This is a genomic window from Dulcicalothrix desertica PCC 7102 (genome assembly GCF_003991905.1).
Classification (GTDB): Bacteria; Cyanobacteriota; Cyanobacteriia; order Cyanobacteriales; family Nostocaceae; genus Dulcicalothrix; species Dulcicalothrix desertica.
Genome location: NZ_RSCL01000003.1, coordinates 148,939 through 168,003, shown reverse-complemented (window position 1 = coordinate 168,003; position 19,065 = coordinate 148,939). Strand labels below are relative to the sequence as shown.

The following is a 19,065-nucleotide window of genomic DNA, read 5'->3' as shown; positions in this document are numbered from 1 at the left end:
AAGAACAAACAGCGCTTTTTTCTAAGTTGCTATAAGTCACAACTCAATACAACGCTATTAAAACTGAAAGCTAAAACTAGAAACCGGGTTTTTTATATCGATATTGTAATTAAGATAAATATTTAACTAAAAACCCGGTTTCTTCGGTTTCTTACATAAAAATTTGAAATGGAGTTCCGAAACCGAGAGAACTACGAATTAAAACGAACAAAGCTAACATTGCCACAAACAATATGGTTGCTTGCACATCTTGAATGAAACAAAAAAGTTTTTCGCACCATAAACCGTAAAGGTTTCCAAGATACAATGGAAAGTCTGAAAGTGCTATCACAACAATTACTCCCAATATTCCTTGTGTAGTAAACGCTAATGGCATACCAATACTTATCAATAAAAATCTTAGTAAATTACTTTGGGCAGAGTATAATGGTTTCCCAAGCGCTAATAAAGCTGGACTTGTTGTGTAATACAAGATTGAGAACCATACACCGCAGCTAAGTATTGGCATCATCCATATTGCTTCTGCATACCTTTGGTCATAGAGTCTAGCAATAACAAAGTCTCCAATGTTTACTAGTATTGCTAACAATACTCCACATGCAAATACTATCAACCGACGTTGACGAACTATTTTTGCTCGTAAGGTTTCTCTTGGTAAGTCGGTTTGATTGGATATTGTTGGGAATATGACTCGATAGCTTAGGGTTTTTATTACTTCACGCGGCATATTTGCTAGTGTCGCTGCGATAGTATACACACCTACCGTTTGAAATGATAGTAACTTACCTAATATTAATCGGTCAGATTGCTCTGCTAAGAACATAATTGCTGTTGCTATGAACATCCATCTACCAAAAGATAGAAGTTCTTTGAGTGCTGCTTTGTCCCAAGAAAATTTTGGTCTTTGTTCTGGAATTAAGAAGAAACTACCAATCGCACGAATTGTACCTCCAATCAGTCCACTAATTGCGAATGCCCACAAACTGCGTAACCACCAAGCTAAAGTTATCAATACTATTAGTGATAGTATTTGCACGATAAAGTCAAACATTATGACTTTACCAACTTCCATGCGACGGTTGAGTAGTGCAGGCGCCGGTGAGGCGAATCCAAGGATAATAGATGTTAATCCCATAATTGGGACTAACCATAACAGTCGCGGTTCATTATAAAATTGTGCTGCGGGATATGTAATCGCTAAACAAATGAACCATACCCAAAACCCCCGTGTTGCTTGTAGTGTCCATGCAGTGTTGAAAAATTCTCGTTCTTCACCACGTTTGTTTTGAATAATGCTTTGACCGATACCTAGGTCTGAAAATAATTCTATACCCATCAGCAGCGTATTCACTACTGCCATCAACCCAAAAAACTCTGGCACTAATAACCGAGTCAATATGATATTAGCTACTAATCGCGCAAATTGACTGGCGCCGTAACCAATAATCGTCCACATTGCACCACGAATAGCAAGCTTTTTTAGAGTCGGTTTTTTTAGGGTTGTCATGGGTTGGGGTAAAAGTACTCTCACTCATATCTACTGTGTTGTCAACAATAACTTTGGTTCAGACACCTGGTTATTATTCTGGTCGTTGGACTGACTAAATAAAACTGCTAGCTTTTTCGCTTCTACCGCAACCGAATGTTGTTCTATCACCGATTGGGCGCCTGACGTTGCCATTTGAGTTAAAATTTCAGGAGGCATTCGTAAACATTCACGCATCGCAGTAGTCAAAGCTTCAACTGAACCTGCTGGTACTAACCAACCATTAATATTCGATTGAACTAATTCGGGAATACCCGCAACATAAGTACTAATTACAGGTCTAGAAAGCGCAAACGCTTCCATAAGCACCACTGGCAAACCTTCAGCAAAACTCGGCAAGACTAAAGCACGAGCATTACTTATATATTGTTGTACCTGTAAACCAGTTGCCCATCCCGTAATTTTTACGAAGTTGTGCAAATTATATTCGTGGATAAGTGCTTCAAGATGACTTCGCATTTCACCATCACCTACTAACGTTAACTGCAAATCCCAACCTTCATCACAAAGTTGTTTAATTGCATTTAATAGCAGGATTTGACCCTTCTGTTCGCATAACCTTCCTACGCAAACTAAATTACTACCAGTGCGAATATCTGTTTGTGGTTTGTTGAAATACTCATCATCAACTCCACAGTGAATAACATGGATTTTTTGCCACTGCTCGTAACTACACCAACGATACAACTGACTTAAACCAAAAGAGCAAATTGCCACAATAAACTTTGCACGATTGATTTTCTCTGTTAAAGCTATATTAACCGCACGGTCGAACTCTTCTGGTCCATGAACTGTAAAGCTGTATTCGGGACCACCACAAGCATGACATAACATTGCTACAGTCGTCGAATTAGTTCCGAAATGGACATGGAGATGAGTCGCTTCACACTCTACAAGCCAGCGTCGTAAAGTGCAAGCTTCCGCTAGATATATAATATGGTGCAAAATTCCCGTATCGGATTTTATGCCAACCTTAAGAGCTAATAATAAACCCCTGAGCAATGCTGCTGGTTTGAAAATCGCAAAACTAATCAATGATAATAGTAGATTCAATACTCCGATATCTAGTATTACCCGCGTTTTCTCGAATTCTAGTTTATCTTCTGGGTCAACCAATTCCGAGACACAAGAACGAATCGAAAATCGAGTCACCGATATACCCAAAGCTTCAAGGGCCGCTATTTCACGCCTAATAAAGCTATGGCTTACCTTCGGGTATTTATTGACTAAGTATGCTACTTTCATTGTTACTTATAATGCACCACATTTTTTCAAAACAATTGGCTAGCTAATAAAATTAAACCAACCATCTTTAATATTGTGCGCGTTTGTATACTTGGGGAAGCTTAGAATGACGCTAAGGAGCGTTTTACTGCACGGAGTTGCCACTTTATTACTTGTAAAATTAATATTTTTTTTATCTAAAATCAATTACTTATGTGAAGTTAATCTTTAAATTTCTTGTTTTTTTGTGAAGTTATTGTAAAGATAAGTCAAGTTGGGGGGATTTAATAAATTTATGCGTACAACCTCTATCTGAATGCAGATATCTGAGGTACATATATAACTCGTATTAAATCCCATCCATAGTTTAAGACGTGGCATTTTTGTATTCAACCAACGTCGGTTGACGTTTGAGTAAACGTGATAAGTGGAATTTAATTTGACCTTGTGCTTGAGGAAATTTACTTAAAACACAATATAAAGCATATAGTCTAGCATCCTCTGCTGTTAGACCAGTTGCTCTTCCATATTGATAGATTCGATAAAATAAATACGTATATAATGATGTAAGTATTAGGAAGCTAAACCCGTATGTAAGCCAACTGGTAGCAATCGCAATTGATGGTAATATAAATCCCCATAGCCAAATGCTACGAGATTCTTTTACCCAATATCGTTCAGAATTATGACTATGCATTTGAGCTACTTGTGCATAAGCATGACCTGCACGTAAAGAACGCTTCCACCATTGACCAATATTTGTCATTTGTGCATCATGGTGCGTCATTTCTTCATTAATACGCATGATTACACCTTTATTAGTACGAAGTCGTAGACATAATTCTGGTTCTTCTCCGGCAATTAAAGCTTGGTTAAAACCACCTACTGCTTTCAATGCACTAACACGCATCATCGAGTCTCCACCACAAGCTTTGGTTTCTCCTATTGGTGTATCCCATTCGATATCGCACAACCGATTATATATCGATTCTGACGGAAACCTTTCTCGGCGCCGACCGCACACGACAACTACTTCTTGATGCTCATCAAGATATTTTGCCGCTACATTCAACCAATTTTGTGCTATTTGACAGTCTCCATCAACAAATTGGACGTATTCTAAATTTGGCGCCAATTTTAAAAGTTTATCAAAACCTGCATTGCGAGCGCGTGCTGCTGTAAATGGAATTGTTAAATCAAGTTCTACAACATATACACCCAACGCACTAGCCATTGCGACACTTCCATCGGTAGAACCAGAATCAACATACGTAATAATCACCCCTTCTGATAATATCGAAAGTAAACACCGTTCGAGACGTTTCCCTTCGTTTCTGCCTATGACTACCACCCCTATCGACTGCATATCCAAACCCCCTGCAACACAAAACCACAGAACAATTATTCAAAACACCCAAACATCATGGAATAAAGGATAACAGCCCTTTCCCTTAACATTTTTCCATATTTTTTCACTTTCCACCTTCTGAGTAAAACATCATACTTAAGATAGATTTTGTATGCTATTTTAAAAAAATAATATTTTTATGCAAAATAATCAATAGAAACCCTCTTTAATTAACCGGGTTTCTGGTTTATCATCTTCAAAAATAGCTAATATGGCGCCCATTACTTTTGTTTGCTGTATAGAATCTGGATGGCTCGAAGTTCAAACACTACGCATGATTGAAAGCTTACGTCGATGGGGAGGAGCCTATGCTTCTTGTCCAGTATACGCCGTTACACCTCGCTTTGGACCACCTATCTCTAAAAACACACGTATTCAATTAGAACAACTTCAAGTTCAGTACATTAGTTTTAGTAATCAACATAAATATTCATGGAATAAGTTTTTGAACAAACTAATGGCATTGAAAGCAGTGGAAGAAATTGCTGAAACTGAATTTATTAGTTGGTTAGACAGCGATTTACTTGTGGTGAATGAGCCAAGTGAATTTATGATGAAGGAGGATTTTAGCTTTGTTGCTTGTCCTGCTGATAAATTGAGTAACGAAACTTCTGGAGCAGACGACCCAAATGACCCTTACTGGCGCCAAATATGTAAATGTCTTGATATAGATATAGAAGCACTACCTTGGGTAAAAAGCGAACCACAGCATTCACCAATGCGTTTCTGCTTTAATAGTGGTGTTTTTGTTTATCGTCGCAGCACAAATTTTGCTCAACATTACTTAGACACTTTTACACAATTGTGTGATTGCCAAGTTATGTCTAAAAAAACAGGAATCTTTTTCAACGACCAAGTTGCATTAGGGTTAACTGTTGCAAAAATGGGAATTCGTTGGGACACACTTTCGTATTCGCATAATTTTGCTATCGGGACATGCGTTCCAGAACCTTGGTATGATAACACACATATTCAAACTGCTAAAATTATTCACTACCATGATTCAATGTGGCACTGGTTTTGGGATACTTTCTATAAATCTGTTAATGATAGTCATCCTCAAGTGGGTGAATGGTTAGCTATGATTGGACCAATGAAAAGTCAAGCACCAATGCCATCACGAGTCATGAAAAAAACGTTAGATTATTTTAGAAAACAGCAAGAGTTGGCTTTTTGTAAACATTGTCAAAGCTACTAGAAACTAATGCAATCTGAACAGTTAGAAACAAAATTCACTGCGTTGCCTTATCCAGTTACGTTTGTGTGTCGCTATTGGGAAAAATGGTCAGATTTATTATCTAATGATACCCAGCTTCCTGACCCAAATACAATTCCTGAACGAATAGTCACAAACGAAGAATGCTGGATTATTATGACTTATTTACATTTAAAGCGAAGAAACCTGAATGTGTATTTATCTAATAAATTTGTTCAAGGTAGTATATGTGTTGCTAGCGCTTTAGATTTTGGAATTAAGCAAAAAACTTTCTCATCATTTGTCGTTGGTTGTCGTTCGGATGGTCCAAGGCCTGCTTTGTGTGATATTGCAATTGTTCAAAATCAAGCAAATATCAAGTCGAGTACAGATATATTTATACCTCATTGGCCACAACCTGGTTTAATAAAACGAGACAGTGCGCGTGGTAATCATATAACTAACGTAGTTTTCAAAGGTTCTGAGTTGAATTTATATGAAGCATTTCGTTCACCAGAGTTTGTTCGGGAACTAGAAAATCTTGGCGCCTGCTTACAAATTAATGGTATAAATACAGATAAACTATTACAATGGCATGATTACAGTGAAGCTGATTTAGTATTAGCTGTACGAGACTTAACTGAGAAAGACGCTTTAGTAAAACCAGCAAGTAAATTAATCAACGCTTGGATAGCGGGGGTACCAGCACTATTAGGTCCAGAACCAGCATTTCAACAACTGCGACAATCGCATCTAGATTATATCGAAATTAAAACACCAGAGTCAGCACTTTCAGCAATTCGGCGCCTAATGACTGACCCCAGTCTATATGAACAAATGCTTATCAACGGGCAAAAACGCGCGTTGGAATTTTCAACAGAACAAATAGCATTACGTTGGCACAAAGTTTTATCTACACAAGTTGCTTCATCATATTCAAACTGGTGTAAACGCAGTTCTATAAATAAAATTGCTAATTTTGCTGTGCGAGCAGTCAACCAAAAACTAGCAGTACGTGACGCTGACTATCATCGTATTCACGGATACCGTCCAATTTCCAACAAATGGACATAGCTATACCAACCACGCACAAAACCCCCCGTAATAAGCACTTCAGTGCTTAATAGCGCCAAATTTCTAGATAAAACTCAGATTATAAATATATCCTCTAGTAAAATAGCAGACGGCGCCAAATTTCTAGGTAAAAGTTATATTCTCTAGAAAAATCCTCTGACGGCGCCAAAATTTCTAGGTAAAAGTTATATTCTCTAGAAAAATCCTCAGATGGCGCCAAATTTCTAAGTAAAACTCAGATTATAGATATATCCTCTAGTAAAATAGCAGATGGCGCCAAATTTCTAGGTAAAAGTCATATTCCCTAGAAAAATCCTCAGATGGCGCCAAATTTCTAGGTAAAACTCAGATTATAGATATATCCTCTAGTAAAATAGCAGACGGCGCCAAAATTTCTAGGTAAAAGTCATTTTCTCTAGAAAAATCCTCAGATGGCGCCAAAATTTCTAGGTAAAAGTCATTTTCTCTAGAAAAATCCTCGGATGGTGCCAAAATTTCTAGGTAAAACTCAGATATAGATATATCCTCTAGTAAAATAGCAGATGGCGCCAAATTTGTGGGTAAAAGTAGATTATAGATATATCCTCTAGTTAAAATAGCAGATGGCGCCAAAATTTTTGGGTAAAAGTCAGATTTTAAGCACTGAAGTGCTTATTACGAGGAGCAGTTCTTTTTTCCTAGGGATAAGGTTGATGTAATGTATAGTGTCCAATAGATGTTGGTTTTGAATAACATGAAGCTTTCTGTCATGTTGTTCATGAAAAAAAACATCAGAAAGGCTAAATACCACATCTTCTCCGGCGCCTTTGTGGCATATGCTAACTTTAAGGCTCTTAAGTAAGCAATAATAAAACTAATCGCGAATAGCAAAATTCCAATTAACCCAACATCAAGCGCTAAATCTACAAATCCATTATGCCCGTGCGGAGGCACAAAACCTGACGCCACTGCTTTACCTGCTTCTAGTGCATATGGACTACCTGGCGCCCAAAAAGCACCACGTCCAAAACCAAGTAATGGTCTATCCATAAGTCGTGACAGCGCAATACCCCACATTGGTGTTCTTCCTGTCAATGTTGGGTCTCTACCAAGAGATGTTAAAAGTTCTGTCCAATTACTCAATACAACCGTCATGACCGCACCAACTACTAATATCACCAAATCGATAAAAATAACCGTAGTTTTACCTACAAAACGAAAATAACGGTAGAAAAACAGAGCTAAAAATAATATTGCTGATACTACTAGCGAAGTTTTTGATGTTGATAGCAACATCAGTATTATCCCAAACACAAAACCAGTCCATTTATAAATTTGCTGTAGTTTATTACCACTCGTCGGTAACAAAAAAAATGTAAATGAACTTATTACCATTATGGCACCAAGTAAATTTTTATACCCAAATACCCCTTTCCAGGCGCCTGGGTGGTCAATGCCATGAATACCAAGCGCGGGCATTACAGCAGCTACACCCAAACTCATTAATTCCCCAATAAAAAAAGCGATGCCAAAAATTTCTACTTGCTCTCTAACTGTAAAGCGTGCAGCAATATACAACCCAAATGATGTCATCTGCAAAACTTCACGACTGTCTTTTAATGTGCTAATAAATACATCTGACCATAAGAATGATGCGAATGCGATGATAGTTAAAAAAGTTAGAAATATATCTGATTTTATTACCAATAGCGAATCTTTCCAACGTAAACAAGCTAAAACTGTTGCACCACCCCATACAAAATAGCGTAGCAACGTTATCGGCGCCCCTGCAAATAATTCTGAAAAAGCTCCAGAAAAAAATAGCACCCCAATAATCACAAATATTTTTTCAAAAAAAGTAATATTAAACACAGTAATAAATGGTAATAATACTAATCTAAGCTAGAATTTTAGGCTGCTCAACAGATAATAGTTCCACCGATAGCGCTAAGACTGGACGTTAATGCAGTAGCCCAACTTTTGTTGATATCGTAGAACTGTTCTTGTAACTCAAAACACGCAAGTCGCTTTTGTTCACAAATGATTGGGTCATTATATATTTGAAGTATAGCTGTTACATATGCTTCTATATCATTCGGTAACACTTCAATTACAGCTTCACGCACGTAAGATAATGCTGGACAAACAGCACTTGTTATTACAGGACGACCTGATAATACACCTTCTGCCACCACGCGATTAAACCCTTCAATAAAATCAGTTCGTGTTGGTACTATAACAACGTGTGCTTTACCGAACATGGAACGCATTTTTTGCTTGCCACAATACCCATGAAATACGAAGAAGTCTTCTACACCCTCTTTTTTTACAGATGCTTGTAGTGGTTTTAGTGCTGCACCATCTCCACAAACATCAAAAATTATATTTTTTATGCCAGTAGCAGCAATTCGTTTGGCTATGAGCAGTAAATCGAAGGCGCCTTTATCATACTCGACTCGACCCGCAAATAATACTCGTAACGGTAGACGTTGTTGAGGTGGAGGTGCAATATCCGCGAAGTCACTTCTTTTATATATAGGTAAAAATTCATAAATTGGTGGGTGTACCCCATTTGTTAATACAGTAATTTGTTCCGTGATATCATGGGAAACCGCGTGTATACTATGACATCTTGAGTAAAACAAATCACGACTCAAGTTAAGAATTATTTTTTCTCCTAGAGTTTGCTTAGAATATTTACGCCACAACGTACAGTGCAGTGACGGAATTACTTTTATACCCATCCAAGACAATGGCAACAACATAAACCAGTAAGTTGTACCACTATCTGCAATTACCACATTGGCGCCAAAACTAATTGCCGAAATAAATAGCTGTATTCCTTGTAAAATCTGCTTGACATGATAAAACACACCTTTGGCACCATACAACAATACTCGGCGCCGTTCAATTATAAAACGACCGTCATAAACAACCTCTGTTTTTCTCGCTAGCCCAATTACATACCCAACAGCATCTAACGCTGTACAGACCGAATAAAAATAACTTGAAAAGGTCATCGAAACCTGTGACCCCACATCCGAACCTTCTTTCCAACATTTATATGCCTCAATTACATCTTCCGTACCAATTGCGTATACTATCCGCAGTTGCTTGGACATTTTATAACTTCGGTTTTGTACATAAGAGTTAATGATACGATTATATTCATTTCTCGTATATTTACTGAAACTTTAATATATTTATTACATGGTAAAGCTAGAATCAAGCAAGTTGCTTGATATAAAATATCACTTATACACCCGAATTGATTTGACTTATGATTTGCGTCTTTAATGTTGCGGCGCCAATTCGGCTATCAAAATGTTCAATAATCGTAGAGCGTCCACTGCGTCCTAGTTGTGTTTTAAGCGCAGGATTTTCTATTAGTCGCATCAAGGCAGATGCCAAAGCTGTAACATCCCTCGGTGCAACCAATAATCCGTCTTGACCATCAGTAATTATTTCAGGAACACCACCCGAATTAGTGCCAATTGTTGCTACGGACATTGCCATTGCTTCCATGTAAACTACACCTAGAGGTTCACAATGACTAGCAAGTACAAATGCATCTACACGACACATTTTTTCGATAATTTGGTTTTCTGATAAAGTGCCTGTGAATTCGATTGAATTGGATATTTCTAATTTTGCTGCCAATGCTTTTAAGTTGTCTAACTCCAAACCAGCGCCAACAATTGTAAGATGAACTAATTTACCAGCGTCAACAAGGCATTTTACAGATTGAATTAGAGTATCGTGACCTTTGCTTGTGTGTAGGCGCCCAACGGTGAGAATTTGAAAGGTCAGATTGTTGTTATTATTTAATTTATAAAGCTGTCGATTCCATTTAGCTGTGTCTACACCAATACGTCCTAGCAGCACTTGGTTTTCTTGTACTGGATAATTACGTCGTACTTCTGCTTCTAGCTTTTTGGTGATAGCAATAATAAAAGCTGCATTAGTAAACTTTGCCGTCATACCACCTCCCCACCATTCCAAATTCGCGTTTAACGTTAGTGAGTATGAAATGCCAGTTATCTGTTTGAGCATTATTGCTAATATTGCTGAATTTCCACAGCTATGACAGTGCATATGCTCTATACTACGTGCTACACAACAACGAGCTAATATACAAGCCATTGGCACTAAAGCGATAATATGCCAACGTGGCGCCTCTACATTTATAGTTAAAGCTAGTTTTATTGCTTTAAATAAACCAATAGGGTGAGTTAATGACCAGCATAAACTAACAAAAATGTCAATTATATTATGGAAAATATTTTGCTTCCACAGATAGTAAGTTTGTGCAGTATCAGCAAAATCGTGTTTAGCTTTAATATGGGGGGAAGGATATTTAGTGGAAAAAATCTCAATTTGAATTCCCCACTCATATAGATGGGTAATTTCTCGCCAAATCCAAATGTGTGTTTGTCCCGGAAATTCAGGAATTAAATAGCCAATTCGCATTCAAATAGTTAGAAAGTTTTTGACCAAATTCTCGTATTGCTGCACTCTCATACCTGATTTGGCTGATATCATAACAGCAATATATTCTCTTGGGGTACGAGCAAAGAAGTCTTGCAACTCAATATCAGACATTTGTCGATTAAACCAATATTCATGACAAATGCACTCAGAATCGAAGTAATGTCCAGATGCTTTGAGTACTTCTTCGACAAAAAGACCATATATTACATACTCTGATAAATCCCAATTACTGCATACAGCCTCAATCCATCTACGTCCTGACACCTTTTCGATATGCTTATACAGTAGCTTTAAATTATCACTTCTCCACGTCATAACTTGACTTATATAACCTGTGACAGGAATATCACCACCCGGTAAATTGAGTAAACGACGAGCATTATAATTCCATTTTTCACCAATCGGCGCCTGTGGCGAAAGTTCTCCAGGAATGCGATACAAACGTACTCGACCATCACGAATAAAAAAGTCCCAGTCAAAAGGACGAATAAAAGCAACGTCAGAGTCTACAAATACAAATACCTGTTCGGTTATATATTCTGCTGCTGCGAGTTTGATAATTTGTTGAATTATCCATCCTCGCACGACTAAATGCTTGAAGTTAAACCAGCAACTGTCAATAAAAGGTAGTTGAACCCAACTTGGTAAAATTGATTCAACGGTGATTATTTCTGTGTTTCTATATTTGATTTGACGGAAAAGACGTAAATCACAGTTTGGAACTATTATATAATGCTTCGTTTTTTCGGGCGCAAATGCTTCTATACTCCAAGCCAGCAGCTGACAGCGATAATAGTCAGGTGCATAACTTGGAGTAACTATACAAAAATCACGTAACTGCATTTATAGCTTGAATTTCTACGAGTATAGACTTTAATAAGGCGCCCCAACTTCTATTTACATCATAGAACTGTTCTTGTAATTTCAGGCAAGCAAGATGCTTTTGTTTATATAGTGACTGATTCTTGTATAAATTAATCAAAGCATCACCGTATGCTGTGACATCGTTTGGAGGTACTTCAATTGCAGCAGAACGCACGTAAGAAATCGCGGGACATACTGCGGAAGTAACTACTGGACGACCCGCTAAAACACTTTCGGCAACAACTCGATTAAAACCTTCAACAAATTTAGTTTGTGTTGGAACTATTATCACGTGTGAGTCACTTAATATAGACTGCATTTTGGGTTTTGAGCAGTGACCATGACATTGATAATTTGCCTCTAAGCGATAATTCGTAACTTCTTGTCAATAAAGAAACCCGGTTTCTGGGTTTCTAGGATTTGATGGTAGAAAGACTTTTATTTAGTGCGGCTGCCCAACTATTGTTGATATCGTAAAATTGTTCTTGTAATTTTAAACAAGCTAGTTGCTTTTGCTCGTAAAGATTGTGGTCAGTATATATTTGATGTATAGCTGCCGCATATGCTGGGATATCATTAGGAGGAACTTCAACAACAGCGGAACGCACGTAAGACAAAGCGGGACAGACAGCGGAAGTAATGACGGGACGACCAGATAAAATGCTTTCAGCGACAACTCGATTGAACCCCTCGATAAAATCGGTACGAGTTGGTACAATTACAGCGTGGGACTTTGCGAACATTTCTCGCATTTGCTGTTTAATGCAATATCCATGAAATACAAAAAATTCTTCGACACCTTCGAGTTGTACAGACTTTTGTAGCGGTTGATTAGCTGTACCATCTCCACAAATATCAAAAACAATATCTTTCAAACCATTTGCAAGCAATATTTTAGCAATTTCTAGTAAGTCAAAGGCGCCTTTATCATATTCGACTCGACCAGCAAACAAAATTCGTAAAGGGGTGCGAACATCTGAGGGAGCAGTGATATTCGCGAAGTCGTGTCTTCTGTACATCGGTAAAAATTCGTGAATAGGTGGGTGTATACCTCCTGTTAGCTGTGAAATTTGTTCTGAAATATCATGAGAAACAGCATGTATACTATGACACGCTGTTTTAAATAAACTTCGACTCAATTTCAGGTTAATTTTTTCTCCAAGAGTTTGCTTAGAGTACTTGGGCCACAAGGTACATTGCAGCGATGGAATTACTTTGATGCCAATCCAAGTTAAAGGTAATAAAGTAAACCAATGAGTTGTACCACTATCAGCAATTACCACATTGGCGCCAAATTTAGTAGCCGAAACAAATAATTGTAATCCTCGTATAATTTGCCGTAAATGATAGAATACACCCGTAGAATAGTTAAATGGAAGAAGGCGCCGTTCAACGATAAAGCGTTCGTCACGAATAACTTCTTTAGAGCTTGCTTCGGCAATAACATATCCAAAAGCATCCAAAGCTGTACACACATCGTAGAAATGACCTGAGAAAGTCATCGAAACTTGAGAAGAGGTATCTTCGCCATTTTTCCAACACTTGTATGACTCAATAACGTCTTCTGGTCCAATAGTGTATACAATCCGCAGTTGTTTGGACATGTGATAACTTCGATTTTAGCTTTATGCGCTGAATCATGATTGTAACAAATATTTATGGTGCGTTACACATCGCGTTCGGTACGAATCCAGGTTTTTTGGGGTTGAATCAGAAATTTGAAATATAAAGGGATTTTCCACAATATATAGAATGGTACAGCTAGTAGTTCTAACAATGGTAAATCAGAACGTGCGAAGTTACTCCAAGCAATCAAAATAGCAGTCAAGATAAATACACCAGCGATAGCAATTACTGATGCTGGAGTAGATATAGATGTTACAAATGCGAATATAAGTGATATGCACATCAACCCGAACCAAATTGCTACAAACAGCGATAGGGGTGGAATACACAAATCAAGTGCGCTGAAAAACAAGTCTAATCTTCTTTGACGTACTCCATTAGTAATTAACTTAGGTACATAAGTAAGCAAAGTTTGAATATGACCATGTTCCCAACGAGTACGTTGACTTTTAGCTGCTTTCGCGTTTTGGGGTAGACTACTATTCACACTTGCTTGTGGACAAAAAATTGGTGGATATCCAGCAATAGTTAAATCTAGTCCGAGTTTCATATCTTCGACAATTTCAGAATTTGCCAGGTCAACCGAACGAATAACTGGCCAGGGAAATGCCATTCCAGTACCTGCCAGCAAACAGGGTAAACCCATGCGTACTAAACCACGTGAACGCACAAGGTTTTTGACTTTGAATGCAAAGACTGATATTGAATCTTTAGGAGTCGGTTGATTAGGTTTTGACATCAAGTAGACTGCTTGTGCTGGTCTACCAGTACTATTAGCTTTCTCGGTCAACAGCGTTATTGTATTTCTTTGAACTACACAATCAGCGTCAATAAATACAACAACTTCAGGTGGGTCATTCTCTAGAAATTTTAACCCGTAGTCTAGAGCGTATCCTTTACCTTTCTTATTCTCGTCTTGTCTTTCTATGACTGTAACTCCTGCACGTGACGCAATTTCAGCAGTTGCGTCTGTACAGTTATCAGCAACTACCACAATTTTATGATGTGGTAATAACGTAGATTTTAAGCTTTTTAATGTGTTTGAAATTACAGCTTCTTCATTATGAGCAGGAATTAAGACTGCTACCTTATTAGTCTGAATTTTTGAAGTTGTGGAAGTCAGTGGAAACAGAGCAGCGATGCATTCAATTAGTAAAATAGAACCCAGAACAAGCAAAAAGAAGGCACTTATCAGCAGAATTATTTCTATTGATAGATGCACTAGCTGATTTATATACATATTGGAGAATCTCCAAATTTCCTAAAATTTATTACTCAAGAAACCGGGTTCCTATGAAAAACTGGGGTAAGAATTTTAAGTTCTCGTAAGGAACCCGGTTTCTAATTGACGAGTTTTATCCAAGAAACCGGGTTCCTGTGAAAAACTTGGGTAAGAATTTTAAGTTCTCGTAAGGAACCCGGTTTCTAATTGACGAGTGATTTCTGAATAACTTTTGCGGGAATACCTACAGCAGTTGACTCTGAAGGAATATCGTTTAGTACGACTGCATTGGCGCCAATATTCACATCATCACCAATAGTGACATCACCGAAAATTTTGGCGCCAGCACCAACATTAACGCGCTTGCCTAACTTCGGTGCATCTAACGGACGGTTGAGATAACGATTTCCTAAAGTTACACCTTGACGAATAATGCAGTCGTCACCAATTGTGCTGTAACCGTGAATTACAATACCTCCTTGGTGTTCAATAACTACACGGCGCCCAAGGTTAACAGTGTAAGGTAGTTCAATACCATAACCGTTGCGAATTTTACGGAATAACATTCGGTAGAGAAGACTTAAAGGAGCGCGTAAAAGCTTTGGTTGTACTGTCATACGCCATACACCAAATCGATGTACTGCCACGGCACGAAAACCAGGAAGTGTCCAGTCGCACCCGTGTGACCGGAAATCTTCTTCTATTTGCTCCCAAAAACTTAATTCTGTATCAACCGTATTATCCATATAGGCGCCTATATTTTGGTATTACTTACGTAAAGATGCCTGAACTACAAGCGAACTATTATTAGTATCACGGGTACTGTTGTAATAGAAATATCTATCAGGCTCATGTTTGATATTGACGCCATTAGCGACCATACCTAAAACGTTAGCTTCTGAACGCATGAGCAAAGTTTTAGCTGCAAGTGCGCTCTTCAAGTCAGCGACACCAGGACGAACTACAACCAAAACACCATCCGCCATTTTACCCAAAACTGCTGCATCCGCAGTTCCCGCTAAAGGTGGAGTATCAAAGATTATATAATCATAGTGTTGTGATAAAGCTTGAATCAAAGCGCTCATGCCTTCAGAGTCTAATAGAGCTTGAGGATTTGGTGGTATTACCCCAGCCGTTAATACTGATAGATTTCGTGTTACCGTTTGAATACAATTGCGAATTCGGTCTTGTCCGACTATCACATTGCTCAACCCCGTCAAATTCATTACTCCCCACAAATGATGTTGCGAAGGATTACGCATGTCGGAATCTACAAGTAAGACACGTTTCCCTGCTTGTGCAATTACAGCGGCTAAATTCGCGCTGACCTCAGATTTTCCTTCACCTGGAACTGAACTAGTAACTACAATAGTGCGAACTGTTTTATGACTAATAAATTTTAAGTTCGCTTGTAGCATTTGATATGCTTCGTGAATTACCGAGCGTGGCAAAGTTCCTACAACTACCCTTGGTGAGGCGCCTTCCATTGTTTGCTCAATAGAAGCACTATTGGTATCAAATTTGGGAATTAAACCAAGCAATGTATAACCAAATACATCCTGAGCTTCTTTAACAGTTTTGATTGATTTATCGATGACATCAACTAGGAACGCAGCAGCAACTCCCAATAAGGTGCCAATAAAAATTCCACCTGCTCCTAAAAGCAGCATCATTCTCATTCGCGCTGGGTTTGGCGAGACAACCGCATTTTGGACGATGCGCGCACTACCAATAGTTTGGTTCTCAGCAACGCGAATTTCTTGAAGACGACCAAGTAAGGTTTCGTAGGTTTTTTGAGCCACCATTACGCGCCGTTCTAAGTCACCTTGTTTCTTCTCTAAATTCGGCAAAACCTGCGCGCGTTGTCTGAACTGCTGGTGGAGACCAGAGAGAGTTTGGACTTTACTCTCCAAACCTAAGCGCTGCGCTTGCAGCCTTACTGACTCTCCAACTAACTGTTCTTTGAGTTGACCTAACTGTAACTTGTCTGGTGAAACTTTAACGTTGGTACCTAAAGACTGACTAGCTCTCTGTTGCAATAATTGACTTAAGGATGCTTCTTTTTCCCTTAAGGTAATCATTATTGGGTTGTCACTGGTATAAAGCGCTTGTTGTGTAGCTATTTGACTTTGCACTTTTTGTAGTTCACCCAATGCTTCTTGCACACCAGGTATTAGCGACAGCGATGTTCTATCTACTGCTTCTGAACTGGGTATTTTAATTTGAGAACGAAGCTCCGCCTGCTGTGATGTAACTTCTGCTAGTTGTCCTTTGACTTCGTTGAGTTGCTTATCAAGCTCACCAATACTTTTGACGGTTTCCTCTGTTTCTTGCTCTAAATTAATAACTTGATTTGCTGCCTTAAACGAGCGTAATTGTTCAGTTGCTCTATTTAATTCACCTTCCGCGCGTGGCAGTTGACCCTCAATAAACTTGCGCGCGGCAATTGTCTCCTGGCGATTATTTTGAATATTGCTATTTACATATGACCGCATGATTTGATTTACAACGTCCGCAGCTTTCTTCGATTCGCCAGATATATGCGCCACTTTCAGAACGTCTGTACCAGGAATGGGATCGATTTTAATATTGATAGACTCAGGTTTTAAAAGTTCACCATTTTTATCTCGCAAGTCAAGCTTTTTAATCACCTCTTCTATGATTGGACGTGATTGCAAAATTTCAGCTTGAGTCGAAAGAGGATTTGCTTCGCGTCTTACACTTTCTAAATCTCCGACTTTCTCTCCTACTCCTGTTAGCAGCGAAGCACGGTTTGCCTGAAACAGTAGTTTTCCAGAAGCTTGATAGGTAGGACGTTGCAACGAAATCGCAAACCCTGATAATGCTATCGATGTGAACAAAATCCCTGATGCAATAAGCCAGCGTCGTTTTAAAACTAGCCAGTAGCTGCGAATATCAATGTCTTCGGAACGGTTGTGTTGCTGCTCCATACAGGTTATTTATGTAGTAAAGATTGGTTGAATTCGATGCACCTTTTATTTGTTTTGTTCGTAATTTATTAGATGGTATTACTCCTAACTGCCGATGCTAATGCTTTTTCTGTTGGCTTTTCTGCTGGCTTTTCTAATGGCATTTCAAATTCAGACCAAGGATTTTTGTACAGATGAATCCGCTGTTTTAAAATTAGCCATAAAAATGGGAATGCGCTTAACATATAACGTTTCCAGAGTCTTTTCGGTTCTGAATTTAAACGATATAACCATTCCAAACCGACTTCGCTCATCCATTTTGGTGAACGTTGAATATCTCCAGCCTCAAAGTTGATTGTTGCTCCTATTGCCAAAAATATCTTGACATTTTTTAAAGCATGTCTATATTTTGCAATCCACATTTCTTGCTTTGGGGCGCCAACACCAATTGCTAACACAGTCGCACCAGAAAGATTAATCAAATCAACAATTTCTTGACACTCTTGCTCGTTAGTTTCAAATCCATATGACGGCGAATGAGCGGCAACAATAATGTTTCTTCCAACTTTGGAATTTATGCTCATTTGAGCTTTTTTAACAACCGCTGGTTCAGACCCCAGCAAAAAAATCTTAATATCCTCGTCGTCACGATAGTAATTGTAAAATGCTGGAAACAAATCTGAGCCAGAGATTTTTTCTTGGATTGGGGTTCCGAGAAAATTTGACACATACATCAAAACTTTACTATCGCAAACTCGGTAGTCAGCCTCCTGATACACATCATAAAACTCGTAATTTTCCTGCAATTTCATAACATGGTCAACGTTGGGAGTAAATACAACCCCACCGTGATAAAGCGTTTCTAAAAGCTCCACCATTGTGATGTTATGAATTTTGACATTTAGTAAGTTTATTTGCCTCATCACCGCTCTCAAAACAAGTGATACTTAATGTTTACGTATTTGCTCATCATCCTGCCTAGCCACTTGTCGAATCGGAACACGAAACTTAATATTAATTAAAATTCAGCCAAAACTTATTTAACTCGATGTCCTCCTAATGTTAATCAAATTAAACAGAATGTATAGCTTCATGGCGATTTAATTATTAAGTCTTTACTCTCACGTCCTATTTAACTTTGCTTAACTTTATTAGCGCTTCAATCATTAGGTAGAATTTTTTAATTATCTTGACTTAAATCTTACATACTTATTCTAGCGGCGCCTTAATTAGCAGAATTTGTAAGTAAAATTCATCCCTACTCAGCAATGTTAAATTAAACAAAATAGATTTCATCCTAAGATAAGCATATAAAGCTTACACGTATCTCAAGGAAGGCAGCATTGATATCTGCTATGGTGACAGGAATGCACAGTTACTTTCTTGTCACTCCAAAGTAAACACACTGCATGACAGAGAATATTAGAGTGAAAAGCGAAAGTATCCAACTTTACCTGCCATCGCATTTGTCAGACACAGTAACTGCCTGAGTCTGAGAATTGTCAA

At 38.3% G+C, this 19,065-nt stretch carries 16 protein-coding genes and 1 pseudogene; 2 read left to right on the top strand and 15 right to left on the bottom strand.

The features are described 5' to 3' along the window. Positions 1 to 151: 151 nt before the first annotated feature. From DSM106972_RS07430 to DSM106972_RS07420, 3 genes are all read right to left on the bottom strand, one after another. On the bottom strand, positions 152 to 1,507 hold the full coding sequence (locus DSM106972_RS07430; RefSeq protein WP_127080100.1) for an oligosaccharide flippase family protein: 1,356 nt from the start codon (positions 1,505 to 1,507) through the stop codon (positions 152 to 154). Between the two features lie 30 nt (positions 1,508 to 1,537). Then, positions 1,538 to 2,791 (bottom strand): glycosyltransferase family 4 protein, encoded by a 1,254-nt coding sequence (locus tag DSM106972_RS07425; RefSeq protein ID WP_127080099.1) that lies wholly within the window; start codon positions 2,789 to 2,791, stop codon positions 1,538 to 1,540. A 346-nt stretch (positions 2,792 to 3,137) separates the two neighbouring features. Next, on the bottom strand, positions 3,138 to 4,136 hold the full coding sequence (locus DSM106972_RS07420) for a glycosyltransferase family 2 protein (protein WP_127080098.1): 999 nt from the start codon (positions 4,134 to 4,136) through the stop codon (positions 3,138 to 3,140). Between the two features lie 253 nt (positions 4,137 to 4,389). Between DSM106972_RS07420 and DSM106972_RS07415 the strand changes: the two genes are divergently transcribed. After that, positions 4,390 to 5,376 (top strand): GT-B fold glycosyltransferase domain-containing protein, encoded by a 987-nt coding sequence (locus DSM106972_RS07415; protein WP_127080097.1) that lies wholly within the window; start codon positions 4,390 to 4,392, stop codon positions 5,374 to 5,376. Between the two features lie 6 nt (positions 5,377 to 5,382). Then, entirely contained in the window at positions 5,383 to 6,447 is a 1,065-nt protein-coding gene (locus tag DSM106972_RS07410) for a glycosyltransferase (RefSeq protein ID WP_127080096.1), read from the top strand. A gap of 94 nt (positions 6,448 to 6,541) precedes the next feature. Here DSM106972_RS07410 and DSM106972_RS54790 read toward each other — a convergent pair whose 3' ends face one another. The 12 genes and pseudogenes from DSM106972_RS54790 to DSM106972_RS07355 all read right to left on the bottom strand — a co-directional run bounded on the left by DSM106972_RS54790 (position 6,542) and on the right by DSM106972_RS07355 (position 18,482). Further along, complete coding sequence (locus tag DSM106972_RS54790; protein WP_267901070.1) at positions 6,542 to 6,667, bottom strand: hypothetical protein; 126 nt, start codon at positions 6,665 to 6,667, stop codon at positions 6,542 to 6,544. Positions 6,668 to 6,792: 125 nt separating this feature from the next. Continuing rightward, positions 6,793 to 7,059, bottom strand: coding sequence for a hypothetical protein (locus DSM106972_RS07405; RefSeq protein ID WP_127080095.1), 267 nt, complete (start codon positions 7,057 to 7,059; stop codon positions 6,793 to 6,795). Positions 7,060 to 7,101: 42 nt separating this feature from the next. Continuing rightward, entirely contained in the window at positions 7,102 to 8,298 is a 1,197-nt protein-coding gene (locus tag DSM106972_RS07400; protein WP_127080094.1) for an O-antigen ligase family protein, read from the bottom strand. 47 nt (positions 8,299 to 8,345) lie between these two features. Continuing rightward, positions 8,346 to 9,548, bottom strand: a complete 1,203-nt coding sequence (locus DSM106972_RS07395; protein ID WP_127080093.1) for a glycosyltransferase family 4 protein — start codon at positions 9,546 to 9,548, stop codon at positions 8,346 to 8,348. Positions 9,549 to 9,681: 133 nt separating this feature from the next. Beyond that, positions 9,682 to 10,896, bottom strand: coding sequence for a glycosyltransferase family 4 protein (locus DSM106972_RS07390; protein WP_127080092.1), 1,215 nt, complete (start codon positions 10,894 to 10,896; stop codon positions 9,682 to 9,684). Then, positions 10,897 to 11,760 carry a DUF6492 family protein gene (locus tag DSM106972_RS07385; protein ID WP_127080091.1) on the bottom strand — a complete coding sequence of 288 codons (864 nt, stop codon included), beginning with the start codon at positions 11,758 to 11,760 and terminating at the stop codon, positions 10,897 to 10,899. After that, positions 11,747 to 12,148, bottom strand: a pseudogene (locus DSM106972_RS07380) (glycosyltransferase); the annotation flags it as partial. The pseudogene DSM106972_RS07380 and the gene DSM106972_RS07385, both read right to left, overlap by 14 nt. Positions 12,149 to 12,194: 46 nt before the next feature. Continuing rightward, on the bottom strand, positions 12,195 to 13,385 hold the full coding sequence (locus DSM106972_RS07375; protein WP_127080090.1) for a glycosyltransferase family 4 protein: 1,191 nt from the start codon (positions 13,383 to 13,385) through the stop codon (positions 12,195 to 12,197). Positions 13,386 to 13,447: 62 nt separating this feature from the next. Next, on the bottom strand, positions 13,448 to 14,647 hold the full coding sequence (locus DSM106972_RS07370) for a glycosyltransferase family 2 protein (RefSeq protein WP_127080089.1): 1,200 nt from the start codon (positions 14,645 to 14,647) through the stop codon (positions 13,448 to 13,450). 185 nt (positions 14,648 to 14,832) lie between these two features. Further along, positions 14,833 to 15,375 carry a serine O-acetyltransferase gene (locus tag DSM106972_RS07365; protein WP_127080088.1) on the bottom strand — a complete coding sequence of 181 codons (543 nt, stop codon included), beginning with the start codon at positions 15,373 to 15,375 and terminating at the stop codon, positions 14,833 to 14,835. A 21-nt stretch (positions 15,376 to 15,396) separates the two neighbouring features. Continuing rightward, positions 15,397 to 17,580: a GumC family protein gene (locus DSM106972_RS07360; protein ID WP_127080087.1), complete on the bottom strand. Its 2,184-nt coding sequence runs from the start codon at positions 17,578 to 17,580 to the stop codon at positions 15,397 to 15,399. Positions 17,581 to 17,648: 68 nt separating this feature from the next. Further along, positions 17,649 to 18,482, bottom strand: a complete 834-nt coding sequence (locus DSM106972_RS07355; protein WP_127080086.1) for a WecB/TagA/CpsF family glycosyltransferase — start codon at positions 18,480 to 18,482, stop codon at positions 17,649 to 17,651. Between the last annotated feature and the right edge of the window lie 583 nt (positions 18,483 to 19,065).